The following is a 17912-nucleotide window of genomic DNA, read 5'->3' on the forward strand; positions in this document are numbered from 1 at the left end:
CCGGAATTTTTCTATGAGCCATGATTCACCTCGCAGGAGATTTTGCTCCTACTTGGTGGTCCTGAAAAACCCGGCCATTACAGGCGCGCTCCTACGCGGTTTTCGCCTCACGCGATTTCGGCAGCGCGGAGAGGATGAACAGCACGACGCAGAGAAAACCGAACACCCAGTAGTCGGTTGGCGCGGGGCCCCACCAGTGCCGGTGCCACGGCACGTCCACGGGGTCGAAGCGCGCCAGACCGAACGCGGGGTTCAGCACGAACCAGAGGCCGTCCTCGGCCACCCAGAACAGCATCACACAGGCGATCGTCCGCACCTGCGCACGCCAGCTCCAGTACCCCTGGAAGACCATCGGAAAATGAAAGAACAGCGCGATGAACGGAAACACGTAAGCGTGGTAACCCGTCATCGCGCGCCCGCCCCAGAACAGGTCGAGCAACCAGTGGTTCTCGATGCGCCACGTGGGCAGGCTGGTCGCCCAGCCATGCGAGCCTTCGATTTCGATCTCGACATGGGCGAACAGAAAGGCGAGCAGAAGGGTAAACAGCGCGGTCGTCAGCACGGCGACGACGCGACGGCGGGGCGAATGACTCATGGACCGTCCCGATGGGAGAGCACGGCGGCGATCACGTCGTGCGCCGCATGCGGGCGTCCGATGGCGCGTGCGGAAGCCGCCATGGCGGCGAGACGATCTGGCTCGTCACTCAGCAGGCGGACACGCCACGCAAGCGCGACGGCGTCGATCGCCTTCCACGCGGCGCCCTGTTCGAGCAGGTAATCGGCATTGCGTTCTTCCTGACCGGGGATGGGCGCATTCACGATCATCGGCAGGCCCATGGCGAGGCACTCCGAGCTGGTCAGTCCCCCGGGTTTGGTAATCGCGAGATCGCAGCAGGCCATGACGTCCTCGACCTGACGCGTGAAACCCAGCGGAATGAGGCGCCCGGCGTGCTTCGATGCCGCGAGGCCGCGCAGCCGCTCCAGTGTCACGGCGTTGCGGCCGGCGAGCACCACCAGCTGGAAGTCGCCACCGTTGGACAGCAGCGTGTCGGCCAGCTGGTCCAGATCGCCGACTCCGGCACCGCCACCCATCACCAGGTAGGCCGGCCGGTCGGGGTCGATACCGAGCGTGGCACTCAGGGCCTGTCTGTCGTGCGCGCGGGCAAAGGCGGGCATGATCGGGATACCGGTCGTATGCACGCGCGACGCCGGCAGACCGACAGCGCGCATGCGGTGCGCGATTTCCGGACTGGCGGCGAAATAGCCGGCCATACCCTGCACGACCCAGAGCCGGTGCAGGTCGAAGTCGGTCACCTGCAGCCAGACGGGCACGGTGACGCGACCCTTGCGGATCTGTCGTGCCAGCATCTCGGCCGGGAGGAAATGCGTACACACGATGGCGTCGGGCGCGAATGCCGCGATGGCCGCACGCAGCCGTCGCGTATTCAGGCGCTCGATCGTACGCCGCATGCGCTCGGTCACCGCATCGGGATGCGTATCGTCGGTGATGCGATAGAGCATGCCCCACAGCCGCGGGTAGCGGGTGATCAGGCTGAGATAGAAGTCCGCGTAGATCCGCCGGAACGTGGACGGCACGTAGTTCATGACATCGAGGTGCTTCGCCTCGACATCGTGTCCCTCGGCGGCGAACGCGGCCACCGTGGCTTCGAGCGCCTCCGCGGCGCGCACGTGTCCCGCTCCCGCGGATACCGACAGGAGCAGGACGCGCCGTGTCACCCGCAATACGCCGAGAGCAGCGCCTGCTGCGCGCTGTGCGGCGCTTCGCCCTGCGACGGGTGGCTGCGCGTGTAGCGGCCATCGGTGCCGAGCAGCCACGCCTGCGTGTTGTCGCGCAGATAATTGTCCAGCGTCTCGGCATAGACACGCGAGGCGAGGTCGGGTTCCATGATCGGCACGGCGACTTCGATGCGGCGCATGAGGTTGCGTTCCATCCAGTCCGCGCTGGCGCAGTAGAGCTCCGGCTCGTCATCGTTACCGAACCAGTACACGCGGCTGTGCTCGAGGAAACGGCCGATGATCGAGCGCACGCGGATGTTCTCCGACACGCCCGGGATGCCCGGACGCAACGTGCAGGCGCCGCGGATGATCAGGTCGATGCTGACGCCGGCGATCGAGGCGCGATACAGCGCCTCGACTACATGCGCTTCGTTGAGCGCGTTGAGTTTGGCGACGATGCGTGCGGGACGGCCGTTGCGCGCGTGCTCGATTTCGCGCTCGATCTTGCCCATGACGCTGCTGTACAGCGTGAACGGCGAATGCAGCAGACGCTTCAGCTGGATCATCGGCCCCAGACCGGACAACTGCTGGAAGACCTTGTGGATGTCTTCGCCGATGTCCGCGTTCGAGGTCATCAGGCCGATGTCGGTGTAGCCGCGGCTGTTGCCCTGGTGGTAGTTACCGGTGGAAAGATGCACGTAACGGCGCAGGCCGCCGGCTTCGCGCCGCACGATCAACAGCATCTTGGCGTGCGTCTTGTAGCCGACCACGCCGTAAACGACCTGCACGCCCGCTTCCTGCAGACGCGTCGCCAGGCCGATGTTGGCTTCCTCGTCGAAACGCGCGCGTAGCTCGATCACCACGGTGACGTCCTTGCCGTTGCGTGCCGCCTCGACCAGCAGGTCGACCAGCGGGGAATCCTTGCCGGCCCGGTAAAGCGTCTGCTTGATCGCCAGCACGCCCGCATCCTGGGAGGCTCGGCGAAGCAGTTCGACCACGGCGGCGAACGATTCGTACGGGTGATGCAGCAGCACGTCGCGCACACCGAGGACGTCGAATTCGTTGACGCCCTTGCCGAAGGCCGGCGAAAGGCGCGGTGTGAAGCGCGGAAATTTCAGCTCCGGACGGTCGACCTGATCGTAGATCAGGCCCGAGCGGATGATGTTGACCGGACCGTCGCAACGGTACACGTCGGCATCCTCGAGCTGGAAGTTCGCGATCAGCATTTCCGTGATCGCGCGCGGACAGTCCGCGCCGACTTCGAGACGCACGGGCCGGGCATAACCGCGACCGACCAGCTCTTCGCTCAGGGCGCGGGCGAGGTTCTCGACCTCCGCTTCCTCGACCACCAGCTCGCTGTTGCGGGTGACGCGGAACTGATACGCCGCACACACGCGGAAGCCCGGGAAGATCTCGTCCGCGAAGGCCTGGAGTACCTCGGCCAGGAAGACGAAGTCGCCCTCGGTGCCGTCCACTTCGCCCGGGATATGGATGATGCGGGGCAGGGAACGGGGCGCACGCACCAGCGCCATGTGGCCTTCGCGACCGAAGGCGTCGCGGCCTTCGAGCACGACGGCGAGGTTGAGGGTCTTGTTGAGGATGCGCGGGAAGGGGTGCGCGGGGTCGAGACCCAGCGGCGACAGCACCGGCATGATCTCGTTCTGGAAATACCCCTGCAGCCAGCGTCGCTGGCGATCGCTCCAGGCGCCGCGGGTCAGGAAGCGGATGCCTTCGGCTTCCAGCGATGGCAGCAGTTCTTCGTGCCAGATGGCGTAGAGCTCGCTGACCAGCTCGAGCGTGCGCTGGCGGATCCGCGCGAGGATCTCGGTCGACGACAGCCCATCGGCGCCCGGCATCGCTGCGCCCAGCGCGTGCTTATGCTTGAGCACGGCGACGCGAACCTCGAAGTATTCGTCGAGGTTGTTGCTGACGATGGTCAGGTAGCGCAGTCGCTCCAGGGCCGGAACGTCCGGGTCGCGGGCCTGGGCGAGCACGCGGAAGTTGAACTCCAGCGCCGCCAGCTCGCGGTTGATGTAGAGGTCGGGGTTGCCGAGGTCGACGGGATCGCTCATTCGTTCCGGTAATCCTTTCATGACGTCCGATGGTGGCGCATGGACGATCATGCCGGAAAGCGGCGTCGCAGCAACCCGTCTACGCCTGCCTGCCATCGATCAGCCGTGCAGGCCGGCCGTTTCGTGCACGCGGGTGCTGTCCAGCAGCCGGTCGCTGACGAACACACACGCGAACACGGAGCCCTTGCCCGTCTCACTCTCGATCACCAGGCGCGCCTGGTGCAGGTTGAGCACGTGCTTGACGATCGACAGGCCCAGGCCGGTGCCGCCGGAGTCGCGCGAGCGGCTCGACGATACGCGGTAGAAGCGTTCGGTCAGCCGTGCGATGTGCGCGGCGGGAATACCGAAGCCGGAGTCGTGCACCGAGAAGCGCGCGCCGTCTTCCGTGTCGGCCCAGCGGATGGCGATCTTGCCGCCCGTGGGCGTATAGCGAACCGCGTTGCTGACCAGATTGGAGAACGCGCTGTGCAGATCCTTGGGCGAGCCCAGCAGGTCGTGTGCCGTGGCGACGTCCAGGGAGATGGTATGGCGACCCTGGCTCAGGGCCTCGGCTTCCTTGCGCAGGCTGGCGAGCAGCGGGGCCATCTGCACCTGCTCGTCGGCCACATGCTCCTGGGTTTCCAGGCGCGACAGGGTCAGCAGGTCTTCCACGATCTGGCCCATGCGCTTGGACTGCGCGCGCATCTCGTCCAGCACCGGCGCGAGTTCGGGCACGTCTTCCGGATCGAGCAATTCCAGGTAGCCGTGGATCACCGTCAGCGGCGTGCGCAACTCGTGCGAGACGTTGGCCACGAAATCGCGACGGATCTGTTCGAGGCGGGTGAGGTGGCTGGTGTCGCGGGCCAGCAGCAGGCGCTGGCGGCTGCCGAACGGCAGCAGCGTCGCCGTGACATGGCGGTTAGGGTGGCCCGGTGCGGTCACGTCGTTGAGCGGCTCACGGGCGCCCTCGGCCAGCCAGTCCGACAGGTCGGTGTTGCGCATCAGATCGGCCAGCACGCGGCCACGATCGCGCGGTCGCTTCAGACCGAGCAGATCCTCCGCCGCGTGATTGAACCAGCGCACATGGTGCGAGTGATCCAGCAGGACCACGGCGTCGGGCAGGGTTCCCGCCGCGCTGCGCAGGTCACGCAGGCGGGAGGCGATTCGGCGGGTGCGAGTCATGAGACGGTCATGGTCAGGATGGGGCGTGGCGGACGATTGCAACATTGGCCCCGACTTGTGACGGAACAGCGACAGCAGCACGACGGTTTCGCCCAGCGCGACCATCGTCACGCAAGGCCATACCGCGCCCGTCAGCCAGCCCACCGCGCCACCCAGCAGAAGCAGGGCGGCGCAGCTGACAGGCAATCGCCAGGAAGTCAGGAAGCGTTGTGGCATGGCGGGCACGGCCGGTGTCGGTCTCAGGAAGGGACCATAGCGCGGCTACCCGCGCACGCCTAGGTGTTCGCGGAGAAGCGATAGCCCGCGCCGCGCACGGTCTGCACCATGTCGTCGAGCTTCCACGGCTCCAGTGTCTTGCGCAGGCGGCGGATATGCACGTCGACCGTGCGCTCCTCCACGTACACGCTGCCGCCCCAGACATGGTCCAGCAGCTGGGCGCGCGAGTAGACGCGCTCAGGGTGGGTCATGAAGAAGAACAGCAGGCGGTATTCGGTCGGGCCGATCGGCACGGCTTCCTCGCCGGCGAACACGCGATGCGCGGGCCCATCGATGCGCAGGCCGCCGAGTTCCACCACGCCGGAGCCGTCGTCGCCCTGACTGCGGCGGAGCACCGCCTTGATCCGGGCGATCAGCTCACGGGTGGAGAACGGCTTGATGACGTAGTCGTCCACGCCGGCCTCCAGTCCGTTGACCCGGTCCATCTCCTCACCGCGCGCGGTGAGCATGATGATCGGGATCTCGCGCGAGAGCTCTTCGCGGCGGAGGCGACGGGCCAGTTCCAGTCCACTGGTGCCCGGGAGCATCCAGTCGAGCAGGATCAGGTCCGGTACCCGCTCCGAGATCGCCATCTGTGCGGCGCGGGCGTCGGCGGCGTGAGCCGCGTCCATACCCGCCTTACGAAGCGCGAATGCGACCATGTCGCGGATCGATGCTTCGTCTTCTACGATGAGAATGCGCTTATGCACGCGTGGGACGCTCGTTGGCTATGACGGTCATATTGCAGCCATGCTGTGTTACACGCTAATGACAACGGTCACAATTCGGTTCTCAGACCGAACTGAGACCGCACGTATTGACTGCGTCCGTCCGGATTGTCGTCGGTCGTGATGCGTCGTTTACGCAATTCCAGCAGCAGTGGGGTGAGGTCGCCGATCCGGGCCTGGATGCGCGACCGCTGGTAATAATCGAGGTCGTCCCGTTTCAGCAGCCGCTTGAGCTGCTCCATGGCGTCGAACGGCCGGCCGGCGAGGTAGGCGCTGTCCGCGTACGCCTCCGCGGCCCGGATCCCGTCGCCGGACCGCTCGCTGGCCCGTGCGAAGGTAAGGAAGATGTCCGGATCGTCGCTGTCGTCGAGCATCGGCTTCAACATGGTCGACGCCATCCGGGCGTCCTCCACGCGCCCGCTGTTGGCCAGCGCCCGCGCGTAGCCCAGAGCCACGGCGCGGTTGCGCGGCGAGTTGTCGTGCAGGGCCTTGTAGATCGCCATGGCGTCGCCGTGACGGCCGGCGTTCTCGTAGGCATCGGCCATGGCCAGGCGCAGCACCACGCTGGAGGGCAGGCTGGCCAGCAGGGGCTGAAGTTGCTCGACCGCCTGGGCACCGTGGTCCGTGCGCAGCAGGCACAGCGCGTAGCCGTACCGGTTGGCCGCGGTGTCGAAATCCTTGCGCTTGAGGTTCGTGGCATAGAAGGACGTCAGCTGACGGGCATCCCCGGAGAGGACGCGCACCCGTTCGCGCATCAGCGCATAGGTGTCGCTGACGCTGTCCTTAGCGACCTTGCCGGCGGGGGTGATCAGCGCGGTGGGGTCCTTCACGTAGAGCACCGGCGCCGTGCTCTTCTCCCAGCTGGCTTTGTCCAGCGTGGGCTGGCGCGGCTTGTTGGCCTGGGCCTCCTCGAGCGTACGGGCGCGCGCCTTGGCCTCGCTGATGCGGGCCAGGGTCACGGGGTGGGTCTGCAGGAGGGCGGGCAGCGCCTCTTCGCCCTGGCCGACGCGCAGCGTGTCCTGCATGCGGCCGAAGAAATCGCCCATCGCCTCGGGGTCGTAACCGGCCCGCGACAGGGTCTGGATGCCGACGCGGTCGGCTTCGACCTCGTCCTTGCGCGTGAAGTTGATCTGCCGCTGCATGAGCAGCCCCTGGCCACCCATGAGCACGGCGGGCGCGGCGTCGCCCGCGCCGCCACCGGCACCGGCGGCGATCGCGCCCAGCAGCACCAAGGCCATCAGTGGGGCGTTCTTCTTCGAATCCTCGAAGGCGCGGTACAGGTGGTTCTGGGTGATGTGGCCGATCTCGTGGGCCATGACGCCCGCGAGCTCGCTCTCGTTGTCGGTGATGTTGATCAGGCCGGCGTTGACGCCGATGTAGCCGCCCGGGGCCGCAAACGCGTTGATCTGCGTGTCGCGCACGATGAAGAACTGGAAGTGGTCCTTCGGCCGGTCGCTGGCCGCCACCAGGCGGTAGCCGAGGTCGTTGATGTACTGGTCCAGCAGGGCGTCGTCCACCGTGAGGTCGAGCGCATGCATCTGGCGCAGCATCATGGCCCCGTACTCGTCGGCCTCGCGCGGGCTGATCAGGGCGTTGGCCGAGCTGCCCAGATCCGGCAGGCGCACGTTGTCCTGCGCGCCCACGGTGAAGGTGACGAGGGCGCTGGCGGCGATCAGGGACAGGCGGAGGAATGGGGTGCGCATAAGTGCGAGGACGATACCATCACCAAACGACGAGGGACCCTCCACGCCGCGCGCGGTGGGATGGGTTTGACCCCGGAGACCGCGCGGGGTTCGATTGCCTTGTAAAATAGGCGCCAGATCGCCATTTTGTAGTCATTCCGGTTCGGAGCCCAACCTCCCATGTCCACCCCCGATATCACCATCTACTCGACCGCCGTCTGCCCGTACTGCGTCGCCGCCAAGAACCTGCTCAAGGCCAAGGGCCTGGCGTGGGACGAGGTGCGCATCGACACCGATCCGGCGCAGCGCGACATCATGCTGGAGAAGAGCGGCGGTCGCCGCACGGTCCCGCAGATCTTCATCAACGGCACCCACGTGGGTGGTTTCGACGACCTCGCCGCCGCCGACCGCAGCGGCCGGCTGGCCGACATCCTCGGGGCGACGAACTGATGTCCGGCACGCCGACCGAAGGTAGCCGCGTGGAGGAGTTCACCGCGTTCCGCAAGCGGATGAACGAGCGCATCCTCGGCGAGGACAACCAGGTCGTCCGTCGCTTTTTCGCGCTGGACACCCAGACCTACCGGGCTGGCGCGCTGGATGTGAAGACCAAGGAAATGCTTGGCCTGGTCGCCTCGATGGTGCTGCGCTGCGACGACTGCATCAGCTACCACGTCGCCCAGTGCAAGGAAGCCGGGGTCAATCGCGACGAGTTCTTCGAGGTCTTCAGCGTCGGCCTCGTCGTCGGCGGCTCCATCGTGATTCCGCACCTGCGTCGCGCCGTGGACTTCCTCGACTCGCTCGAGACCGAGGCCCCGGCCGAGGCGGAGGCCTGTGCGGACCACCCCGCGGCCTGACGAGGGCATGGCGCCCCGCCCGGGGCGCCAAACTTGAAGGAAGAGGGCGAGATCGCCGATAATTGGGCGATTTTTCTCCCCACACGCGCCCTCGTGCGTGTGTCATGCGACGCATCCTTCAGGAGTAACCCCATGAGCAAGACGATTGCCGTGATCCCCGGCGACGGCATCGGCCCCGAGATCATGGACGCGACCATCCGCGTCCTCGATGCTCTCGACTGCGGTCTGTCCTACGACTACGTGGACGCGGGCGTGGTCGCGCTCGAGAAGCACGGCGATCTGCTCCCGCAGGCCACGCTGGATGCGATCGAGAAGCACAAGGTCGCTCTGAAGGGTCCGCTGACCACCCCGATCGGCGGTGGCTTCACCTCGATCAACGTCACCCTGCGTCGCAAGTTCGACCTGTACGCCAACGTGCGTCCGGCGATCAGCTTCCCGGGCACCAAGGCGCGCTTCGAGAACATCGACATCATCACGGTGCGTGAAAACACCATGGGTGCGTACATGGCCGAAGGCCAGACGCGCGAAGGCACCGGCGAGAACGAGGTCGCTGTCTCGGTCATCCGCAACACGCGTCCGGGCATGGAGCGGATCTGCCGCTACGGCTTCGAGATGGCGAAGCAGAAGGGCCGCAAGAAGGTCACGGCCGTGCACAAGGCCAACATCATGAAGACCTCGTCGGGCCTGTTCCTCGACGTGGCGCGTGAAGTCGCGAAGGATTACCCGGAGCTCGAATTCCAGGAAATGATCGTCGACAACGCCTGCATGCAGCTGGTGATGAACCCGTACCAGTTCGACGTGATCGTCACCACCAATCTCTTCGGTGACATCTTGTCCGACCTGTGCGCCGGCCTCGTCGGCGGCCTGGGCCTCGCCCCGGGTGCGAACATCGGCAAGGACGCGGCGATCTTCGAAGCCGTCCACGGTTCGGCGCCGGATATCGCGGGTCAGAAGAAGGCCAACCCGTGTGCGCTGCTGCTGGCTGCCGCCGACATGCTCGATCACCTCGACATGGTCGCCAAGGCGACGCGTCTGCGCGCCGCCATCAGCGACGTGATGAACGCGCGCGATCGTACGACGCCGGATGTCGGTGGTACGGGCACGACGGATACCTTCGGCGACGCGATTGTCGAGCGGATTCGCGCTACGGCGTAAGCGTTACGGTTCGATCGGATTGTCGCTTTTGGAAAAGGCCTCGCGAGTGATCGTGGGGTCTTTTTTTTGATCGCGTTGGAGGGCTCGGCTGCGCCATCGCTTTTGTTCTTGCGCGTCGTAGCGAGGGAGCCGTCGGCTGCCATGCCTGTCGCTAGGTCCTCCTACGGCCTTCGCCTTCGTGCGGAAGCGCTCCATGCACGGCAGCCGACGGCTCCCTTCGGACGGTGCGGTTCGTTGTGTGGAGAGCGGAGAGCAGAGCGGGAGCGGCGTCTGGGTAAGCTTGCGGTGACGGGCCAATGGGTCGCGAATTGACGCAGATTCTCATGACAGGACGTCGCGTTTTTTGCTAGCTTGTGTTCGTTGCCTGCGGGATCGCATTCCACGCATCGCAGGCAACCATCGCTCAGAGCGGTGAGCGCGGACCCAGGGTGTTCGAAGCACCACAAGGTCCGCTGACCCTAATCAACGACGAAGGTTGACCATGGCTATGCCAAATACTAAGGCATTCTCACGCGTGCCGCTTCCCGGCGGCACTTCCCTCAACGGTTACCGGGCCGTCTGCCGATCTCGCAGACACGGTTGAAGAACCGCGGCGCTGGCCGTTGTCAGTTGAGTTTTTTCTTGCCGTAGCTATCCGGCGCGTTGCCGTGTAGCCGCAAGACAGCGACTGGCGTTGCGAACCACTTCTTGAACACACCGCCCGGCGTCCGGTCACGGACAAGCCGACGAGGCTCATCGTGCGAGCGATGGTGGCACGCCTTTGCGTTTTGGCGTGCCACAACTCGGGGCTACGTGCGGCACGCATGGAGATGACTATGGAAAAGTTTGGAACGGTTGGCGAAGGAAGTTTTTGTATCGACCCCGAGGCGAGCGTCAACGCGTTGTTGAATGACGCTACCGAGTTGTTGCAATACGCGCGGGGCATGACCGATTTGCTCGTGGAGTCGCTGCAGGAAGACGAAATTCCCGAGCGTCAGCGAACGTTGCTTGCGCTGGGAGGTGTCGGTGCATTGATTACGATGGGTGTGCAGTGCGCGGCGCGGGCGCACGCGAAGATGGAGTGGGACAAGGTTTGATGTTGGAACCGCCGGCGCGGGTGGATGCAACGCTTCGTTGGCCATGTTGAGCGCTGAGGGGTCGCGAGCAGGCTCGCTCCTACATGAGCCAGGTGGCGTCAGCGTTCGGGGGGGCGTCGGCGTCTGGCGTTCCTGGAGCGATTCCGCACGGAGGCGAAGGCCGGAGGAGGACTTAGCGACAGGAATGGCAGGCGGCGACGCCCTTGCCCCGAGGCGAGGCTTCAAGACAAATGCGATGGCGAAGCCGAGCCCGGACGCGGCGCTTTGACCTGAGCAGCGAACGCCGTCGATTAGTCGCGTGAGCCGCTCCGGCAAACCGAAGCCTGCGCCGGATAATGATCGACACACCACGCCACCCACTTGCGTGTGTTCTTCTCACGCTGACTCGGCAACAGATGCCCGTTCTGCGGACCGAACGCACGTCCCGTCACCACCTTCAACACGAACTCGAGCCCGTCATGGACGTACCAAGGCTGCCCTTGCCGATCGCGTGAGCCCTGACGGCGCACCCAGATCGACTGTTCGGGAAGGCGGCGACCGTCGCCCAGGTGACTGACGATATACGGCACGCCCGCGCTGCCGAGATTCATCAGCGCATCAAACGCACGACGTTCGCTGTCCGAATCCCTTGCCGTGTCGTCCACGAGCCTGGAGACCAGAGGCGCCAGGTCGGGCGCGGGCGGTGGCGCGGCAGAGGCGGCCGCAGCGATGGGCATCAATAACGCAAGGCAGAACACTCGCTGGCTCATAACCTGTACTCCGTTCAGGCTCACCCCGCCCGGAGTATCGCGCCAAGCGCGCGGCGCGATGTTAAGACCCGATCAGCGGTAGAACGGGTAGGGCGCCAGGAAGATCAGCCAGATCATCAGCACGATACCGATGTACTTGATCAGGCGGAACAGCTTCGGGTTCGCCTTCTTGAATTTGCGCGTGCGCTCGCGGCCACGCTTGTTCAGGGCGAACATGCGATTGACGAAGCCGACCTGCTCGTTGCCGTCGTCGCTGTTGGGCGAGGCGGTGATCGAACCCATGAAAGCGCCGACGCGCTTGTTGATGCCCGTCATCAGGCGGCTCTTCAGCGGACGCTCGACGTCGGCGAAGAGGATCACGCGGGTCTGGTCCGTGCGGTTCTCGGCCCAGTGCACGTAAGTCTCGTCGAAGACGACGTCCTTGCCGTCGCGCCAGGCGTGCATTTCACCGTCGACGAAGATGCGGCAGTCGTCGGAGTTGGGCGTGATCAGGCCGAGGTGGTAGCGCAGCGAACCCGCGAACGGGTCGCGGTGCGCATTGAGCTTGCTGCCCGGCGGGAGCAGGGCGAACATCGCGGCCTTGACGCTCGGGATCGAGTTGAGCAGCTTGACCGTCTCGGGGCAGAGCGCCTCGGCCGAGGACAGCGGCTCGCCGTACCACTTGAGGTAGAAGCGCTTCCAGCCCTGCTTGAAGAACGAGTTGAACGACGCGTCGTTGTGCTTCTCCGCCGAGCGGATGAAGCCCTCGTCGAACAGATGCATCGCCTCCGCGCGGATCGCCTGCCAGTTGTTCTGCAGCAGGTCGAGCTGCGGAAAGCCGCGACGATCGAGGATCGGCCGCGCCGGCACGGCCGAGAAGGCGTACATCAGCAGGTTGTAAGGCGCGAAGATCGCCGAGTGATCCACCAGCTGGCGATCGAAGCGCAGGCGCGAACGGCCGCGCAGATGCACCAGCAGCACGCACAGCGTGAACAGGATCAGGAGGTACAGGACGATGAAGCGTGGCCCGAGGAAATTCATGCGCGTGGACTCGACAAGGACGAGCGATACATGCGGCCGGAGCGGCCCGTATCAACGCGCATAGGATACTCCGCCCTCAGTGCCCCAGCACGTGGACCGTGCCCCGGCCCGGTCGCCAGGACCGCTGGAAGGCCTTGTTTACCCATGCAATTGCCTCGCGGACAGCCGATTGCGGCGATTTGCCCCGAGCCAGCCCCGCCGCCACCGCCGAAGCCAGCGTGCAGCCGCTCCCATGCCCCTCGAAGGGGAGGCGCGGATTCCGGACCTCGATAACCCCACTGGCGTCGTAATAGCGATCGACGACTTCGCGGCCCTTGCCGTGGCCGCCTTTGAGCAGCACCCCAGCAGCGCCCAGGGCCAACAAGTCGGCCCCCACCGCGTCCATATCGCGCCCCAGCGGCCGACCCAGCAGGGCCTCGGCCTCAGGAAGATTCGGCGTCAGCACGTCGGCAAGAGGAATCAGCCGCGTCACCAGCGCCTCAAGCGCATCCTCATCCAGCAGTCGTGCCCCGCTGGTGGCAATCATCACCGGATCCACCACCAGCCACGCCGGCTGACGCCGCCACATCTCCTTCGCCACCAGCCGTGTCACGGCCGCACTACCCAGCATCCCGGTCTTCACGGCCGCGATGTCAAAGTCGTCGAACACCGCATCGATCTGGCTACGCACATGCGCCAACGGCAACGTGTGCACCGCCGTCACCCCACGCGTGTTCTGCGACGTCACCGCGGTAATGGCCGTCAGGCCATACGTACCCCGCGCGTAAAATGTCTTCAGGTCAGCCTGAATGCCAGCGCCACCCCCGGAGTCGGAGCCAGCAATGGTGAGAGTGTTAGGACGCATCGTCATAACCGAAGGATAGCGGCGCATCCAGGCTTGCGGGTATCGCCCGGCCCACAACCCGACGTCACGTTCGTGGGGAGCCGCCGGTTGCCATTATTGGAGCGCTTCCGCACGTAGGCGACGGCCGAAGGAGGACTTAGCGACAAGAATGGCAACCGGCGGCTCCCCTGCCGAAACGCGGCAAGAGCCCGCGATGGCGAAGCCGAGCCCACCACCAGGCCCAAATGAAAAAAGGCGCGGTACAAGCCCGCGCCTTTTCTTCATAGCAGCGCGCTTAAAGCGCTTCAGAGGCGAAGTCAGCCAACCTCGACCTCTCACCGCGTTTCAGCGTGATGTGCCCCGAATGAGCCCACATCTTGAACCGATCCACCGCATAAGTAAGTCCCGACGTCGTCTCCGTCAGATACGGCGTATCGATCTGCTCGACGTTACCCAGGCAGACGATCTTCGTCCCCGGCCCCGCACGCGTAATCAACGTCTTCATCTGCTTCGGCGTCAGATTCTGCGCCTCGTCGATGATCAGATAGCGGCTGAGAAACGTACGACCGCGCATGAAGTTCAGCGAGCGGATCTTCACGCGCGACGCGAGCAGATCGTTAGTGGCCTGACGTCCCCACGACCCACCCTCCTCAGGATTGGCCAGCACCTCGAGGTTATCGGTCAGTGCACCCATCCACGGGGTCATCTTCTCCTCCTCCGTACCGGGAAGGAAGCCGATGTCCTCGCCGACGGAAACCGTCGCGCGGGTCATGATGATCTCGCGGTAGCGCTGCTGGTCCATGACCTGGGCCAGGCCGGCGGCAAGCGCGAGGAGCGTCTTACCCGTACCGGCGGTGCCGAGCAGGGTGACGAAGTCGACGTCCGGATCCATCAGCAGGTTGAGCGCGAAGTTCTGCTCACGGTTGCGGGCCGCGATGCCCCAGACGCCATGCGCGGCATGCGTGTGGTCGTCCAGCAGTACGAGCTTTGCCTTGCGATCGTCTTCGTCGCCGGTGATTTCCAGAACGCGCAGTTCGACGTCGTTCTCACCCGGCATGTAGAGGCATTCGTTGGCGTACCACGCCTCGTCTTCGTGCATGCTCACTTCGTAGAACGTGCGACCGCGCTCGTTCCACGAACGAAGCTCCGGGTGCCGGCTCCAGAAGTCTTCCGGCAGTGCGTCGGAGCCCGTGAAGAGCAGGGCGAAATCGTCCAGCGCACGGTCGTTCTCGTAGTCTTCCGCGTCGATCCCGTAGATCGACGCCTTGATCCGGAGGTTGATGTCCTTGCTGACGAGAATGACCGGGCGATCGGGGTACTGATCGCGCAGGTCGAGCACCGCGGCGAGGATCTGGTTGTCGGCCTTGCCGTTCCCGTGCCCGGCGCGCTGCTGGAAGAACAGCCGGCCGACCGCGGTGCGCTTGAGCTTGACGCCCTGAGGATTGGAAAGCTCGATGCCTCCGCGGATGCCTTCGCCGCCGCCGCGTTCAATGAGCTCGTTGATGAATCGACTGACCTGCCGTCCGTTACGCGAGACTTCCGAACCGCCTTTCTTTTTCTCGTCCAGTTCCTCCAGCACCGTCATCGGTATGAAGACATCGTGTTCCTCGAAGCGGAACAGCGAGGTTGGATCGTGCAGCAGCACGTTGGTGTCGAGGGCGTAGATGCGCTTGCTTCCGGTCATACGGAAGTCACCTCATGTGGAGGTTGCGAAGACCGGCCGCACGGCGACGGCCGGGGATGGGAGCCGCGTGACGCGGAATCCGTCACGCGGTGGGAACACGCTCTAGCACGGCCTGCGCATGGCCCGGGATTTTCACCCCGCGCCACTCGGCCGCGATCTTGCCGTTGGGATCGATCAGGAAGGTGCTGCGGACCACGCCGAGATAGCGCTTACCGTAAAGCACCTTTTCGTGGATGACGTCGAACGCGTTGCACCAGGTTTCGTCGGCGTCGGAAACGAGGGGGTAGGGCAGTTCCTGCCTGGCCGCGAAGTTCGCGTGCGAGCGCACCGAGTCGCGGGATACGCCGATCACTTCGGCACCGCGCGCCTGGAATTCGCTGTAAAGGTCGCGGAAGTCTTTCGCTTCGTTGGTGCAGCCGGGCGTGCTGTCCTTCGGGTAGAAGAACACCACGACCCACTTGCCTTTCAACGAGGCCAGCGAGAGCGACGAGCCGTCGCCGAGGGTGCCTTCGAGTCTGGGAAGTTTCGTGGTCTTGCCAGTCATGCGTGGGTCTTCAATCCTTCGGTCAGAACTTCACGGGATCCATGATGGCGTCGAGATTGAGGCCATCGCACAACTCGAGGAAGTCGTCGCGCAGGGCGGCGATGTGGGTTTCGGACGGAATGCCGATGGTGATCTGCGCCTGGAACATCTCGGCGCCGGTCTGCATCGCCTGGTAGCGCATGGAGGACAGCTGCTCGACGCTGATGTCGCGCCGGGAGAAGAACTCGATGATCTTGACCAGGATGCCCGGACGATCGGCGGCGATCACTTCGACCAGGTAGGGCAGCAGGTGCGCCGTCGGTTCGCGCGGCGTGGTGCGGTAATGGACAATCTGCAGTTCTTCGTCGCGGGCCAGCTTGCCCAGCGAGGTCTCCAGCTTGGCCACGGCGTCCCAGGCGCCCGAAGCCAGCAGCATGACGGAGGTGTCGTTGCCGATCGTGGAGACGCGGGCGTCGGCGAGATTGCAGCCGGAATCCGCGATGCGCTTGGCCAGCGCGAGGATCGGGGCGCGGTGCGCCGGCGACAGCGTCGAGATGAGGAGCTGGTTATCGGTGGTGGCGCTACGTGCTGCGGAACGATTCAAGGCGGAATTTACCCGTGGCGCGTCCCGCGGGGCGCGGAACCATCGCTTTGGGAGCAGCTTACTTGGCCCTGTCGCACGCTAGCAAGACACGCTGCGTCGTTCAGGCGGGGATTGGCTGAATGGACTCGCCGGAAACGCCCCGGTAACATGCGAAGGGCTGATTACTCAACGGGTTCCACCTTGGACATCTCAGGAAGCATCACCGCGCTGGCGACGCCCTTTGCCGCCGACGGTTCCCTCGACCTCGACGCTTTCGGTCGCCTGCTCGACCAGCAGATCGCGGGCGGCACGCAGGGCGTGGTCGTGGCCGGCTCCACGGGCGAGTCGCATTTCCTCGAGCATGACGAATTCGAGCGCCTGCTCGCCTTCGCGGTGAAACACGTCGACAAACGCATCCCCGTCATCGCCGGCACCGGCGAAGCGGGTACGGCCAGAACCATCGCCACCACGCGCCGCGCGAAGGCGCTGGGCGCGGACGCGGCGCTGGTCGTGGCGCCGTTCTACGTGCGGCCCACCCAGGAAGGCCTCCGTCAGCATTTCCTTGCGGTAGCCGATCAGGGCGGCCTGCCGGTCATCCTTTACAACGTGCCGCCGCGCACCGGCTGCGATATCGCGCCGGCCACCGTGGCGGTGCTGCGCGACCACCCGGGCATCATCGGGATCAAGGAAGCCCGGGGCGATGCGGAACGCATTCGCGCGCTGGCGGAACTTATCCGCCCGGATTTCGTCTACCTCAGCGGCGACGACGGTTCGGCTCACGAGGCCATGCTGGCGGGCGCCGCGGGGACGATCTCGGTCGTGGCCAACCTCGTGCCGGACGCTTTCCGTGCCTTCTGCGACGCCGCCCGTTCGGGCGATGCCACGCGGGCCGCGAAAGAAACCGCGCGTCTGGCACCACTGATCGACGCGCTTAACTGCGCACCGAACCCGATCCCGGTCAAGGCGGGGCTGAGCGCGCTGGGGCTCGGTTCCGCCGCGCCGCGGCTCCCGCTGGTCGAGCTGGAATCCGGCCCCGAACTGGCGAAGCTGCGCGAAACGCTCTCCGCTCTGGCACCATTGGCGTCTGCCGCCTGAAGCATCTCATTTCAACGGAACCCCGATTCATGAAGAAAACCTCGTACGCGCTGGTCGTCCCGGCACTGCTCCTGTCCGCCCTGCTGGTATCGGGCTGTGGCGCGTTCCGCTCCACCAAGGAGTGGCAGAAGGCCCAGCAGGAAGCCCCGCTCGAGATCCCGCCGGGTCTCGATACGCCGTCGACGAGCGCTGCGCTGGTTGTGCCGGACGTCGGTTCGGGCGCTGCGGATGCCAAGGCGGCCGCGATCGCCGCACCGGTCTCCGACGGCTTCATCCTCTCGGATGATCCGGAAGCCGCCTACCGCCGCATCGGCGAGCTGCTGAGCGTGGGTGACCTGGGCAAGGTCGTGTCGCACGACGATGCGAACCACACCTATCAGATCGCCGCGACCACCAGCGCGCCGGAGAACCGCCCGGGTCTGTTCAAGCGCATGTTCGGTGGCGGCAAGAAGGACGACGCGCAGGACGCTCCGGCGTCGGCGCAGGGTGGTAACCATACGGTCGTGCTGGCGGTGACCGCCAGCGGCACCGGCAGCGAAGTCCGCGCGCAGGGCGACGCCGGTGGCGTTCGCCGCGTGGTCGACTCGCTGAAATCGCGGATGGGCAGCAAATAACCTCGCTCATCAGCGTATTCCGCAAAACGCCGCCTTCGGGCGGCGTTTTGCGTTGGGGCGGCACCTGTTATCCGTCGACGTGCCGAAAATGGCCTCACCGC

At 65.4% G+C, this 17912-nt stretch carries 18 protein-coding genes; 6 read left to right on the forward strand and 12 right to left on the reverse strand.

Features of this window, described 5'->3' with window-relative positions; genetic code table 11:
• Positions 1-91: 91 nt before the first annotated feature.
• The 6 genes from J2X57_RS12550 to J2X57_RS12575 all read right to left on the reverse strand — a co-directional run bounded on the left by J2X57_RS12550 (position 92) and on the right by J2X57_RS12575 (position 7656).
• The gene (locus J2X57_RS12550; protein ID WP_309867547.1) at positions 92-595 is read right to left on the reverse strand and encodes a hypothetical protein; all 504 of its coding nucleotides are present in this window, start codon (positions 593-595) and stop codon (positions 92-94) included.
• Entirely contained in the window at positions 592-1689 is a 1098-nt protein-coding gene (locus J2X57_RS12555) for a glycosyltransferase (RefSeq protein WP_309867550.1), read from the reverse strand. Before J2X57_RS12555 ends, J2X57_RS12550 begins: the two co-directional genes overlap by 4 nt.
• Positions 1690-1733: 44 nt before the next feature.
• Positions 1734-3809 (reverse strand): polyphosphate kinase 1, encoded by a 2076-nt coding sequence (gene ppk1, locus J2X57_RS12560; protein ID WP_309867553.1) that lies wholly within the window; start codon positions 3807-3809, stop codon positions 1734-1736.
• A gap of 99 nt (positions 3810-3908) precedes the next feature.
• On the reverse strand, positions 3909-5186 hold the full coding sequence (gene phoR, locus J2X57_RS12565; protein ID WP_309867556.1) for a phosphate regulon sensor histidine kinase PhoR: 1278 nt from the start codon (positions 5184-5186) through the stop codon (positions 3909-3911).
• A 59-nt stretch (positions 5187-5245) separates the two neighbouring features.
• Positions 5246-5935: a phosphate regulon transcriptional regulator PhoB gene (gene phoB / locus J2X57_RS12570; protein ID WP_036111931.1), complete on the reverse strand. Its 690-nt coding sequence runs from the start codon at positions 5933-5935 to the stop codon at positions 5246-5248.
• A gap of 68 nt (positions 5936-6003) precedes the next feature.
• Positions 6004-7656: a M48 family metalloprotease gene (locus J2X57_RS12575; RefSeq protein WP_309867561.1), complete on the reverse strand. Its 1653-nt coding sequence runs from the start codon at positions 7654-7656 to the stop codon at positions 6004-6006.
• A gap of 159 nt (positions 7657-7815) precedes the next feature.
• Here J2X57_RS12575 and grxC point away from each other — a divergent pair, with 159 nt between their 5' ends.
• The 4 genes from grxC to J2X57_RS12595 all read left to right on the forward strand — a co-directional run bounded on the left by grxC (position 7816) and on the right by J2X57_RS12595 (position 10720).
• Positions 7816-8085, forward strand: coding sequence for a glutaredoxin 3 (gene grxC / locus J2X57_RS12580; protein WP_036111935.1), 270 nt, complete (start codon positions 7816-7818; stop codon positions 8083-8085).
• The gene (locus J2X57_RS12585) at positions 8085-8489 is read left to right on the forward strand and encodes a carboxymuconolactone decarboxylase family protein (RefSeq protein WP_309867565.1); all 405 of its coding nucleotides are present in this window, start codon (positions 8085-8087) and stop codon (positions 8487-8489) included. Before grxC ends, J2X57_RS12585 begins: the two co-directional genes overlap by 1 nt.
• A 132-nt stretch (positions 8490-8621) precedes the next feature.
• Positions 8622-9644: an isocitrate dehydrogenase gene (locus J2X57_RS12590; protein ID WP_036111939.1), complete on the forward strand. Its 1023-nt coding sequence runs from the start codon at positions 8622-8624 to the stop codon at positions 9642-9644.
• An 815-nt stretch (positions 9645-10459) separates the two neighbouring features.
• Positions 10460-10720: a hypothetical protein gene (locus J2X57_RS12595; protein WP_309867568.1), complete on the forward strand. Its 261-nt coding sequence runs from the start codon at positions 10460-10462 to the stop codon at positions 10718-10720.
• Positions 10721-11010: 290 nt separating this feature from the next.
• Here J2X57_RS12595 and J2X57_RS12600 read toward each other — a convergent pair whose 3' ends face one another.
• The 6 genes from J2X57_RS12600 to J2X57_RS12625 form a co-directional block, all read right to left on the reverse strand.
• Positions 11011-11469 (reverse strand): hypothetical protein, encoded by a 459-nt coding sequence (locus J2X57_RS12600; protein WP_309867571.1) that lies wholly within the window; start codon positions 11467-11469, stop codon positions 11011-11013.
• Positions 11470-11541: 72 nt separating this feature from the next.
• Positions 11542-12465, reverse strand: a complete 924-nt coding sequence (locus J2X57_RS12605; protein ID WP_275041283.1) for an aspartyl/asparaginyl beta-hydroxylase domain-containing protein — start codon at positions 12463-12465, stop codon at positions 11542-11544.
• Positions 12466-12565: 100 nt separating this feature from the next.
• The gene (gene thiD / locus J2X57_RS12610) at positions 12566-13360 is read right to left on the reverse strand and encodes a bifunctional hydroxymethylpyrimidine kinase/phosphomethylpyrimidine kinase (protein WP_309867575.1); all 795 of its coding nucleotides are present in this window, start codon (positions 13358-13360) and stop codon (positions 12566-12568) included.
• A gap of 247 nt (positions 13361-13607) precedes the next feature.
• Complete coding sequence (locus J2X57_RS12615) at positions 13608-14996, reverse strand: PhoH family protein (protein WP_043694819.1); 1389 nt, start codon at positions 14994-14996, stop codon at positions 13608-13610.
• A gap of 82 nt (positions 14997-15078) precedes the next feature.
• Positions 15079-15540: a peroxiredoxin gene (locus tag J2X57_RS12620; RefSeq protein ID WP_036111952.1), complete on the reverse strand. Its 462-nt coding sequence runs from the start codon at positions 15538-15540 to the stop codon at positions 15079-15081.
• A gap of 22 nt (positions 15541-15562) precedes the next feature.
• Positions 15563-16123, reverse strand: a complete 561-nt coding sequence (locus tag J2X57_RS12625) for an ACT domain-containing protein (protein ID WP_036111955.1) — start codon at positions 16121-16123, stop codon at positions 15563-15565.
• A gap of 180 nt (positions 16124-16303) precedes the next feature.
• Here J2X57_RS12625 and dapA point away from each other — a divergent pair, with 180 nt between their 5' ends.
• The gene (dapA, locus tag J2X57_RS12630) at positions 16304-17197 is read left to right on the forward strand and encodes a 4-hydroxy-tetrahydrodipicolinate synthase (RefSeq protein ID WP_043694816.1); all 894 of its coding nucleotides are present in this window, start codon (positions 16304-16306) and stop codon (positions 17195-17197) included.
• Positions 17198-17226: 29 nt separating this feature from the next.
• A complete protein-coding gene (locus J2X57_RS12635; protein WP_079521095.1) occupies positions 17227-17811 on the forward strand; it encodes a hypothetical protein in 585 nt (194 codons plus the stop codon).
• The last annotated feature ends 101 nt before the right edge of the window (positions 17812-17912 follow it).

The sequence above is a fragment of the Luteibacter sp. 1214 genome (genome assembly GCF_031455395.1).
Classification (GTDB): domain Bacteria; phylum Pseudomonadota; class Gammaproteobacteria; order Xanthomonadales; family Rhodanobacteraceae; genus Luteibacter; species Luteibacter mycovicinus.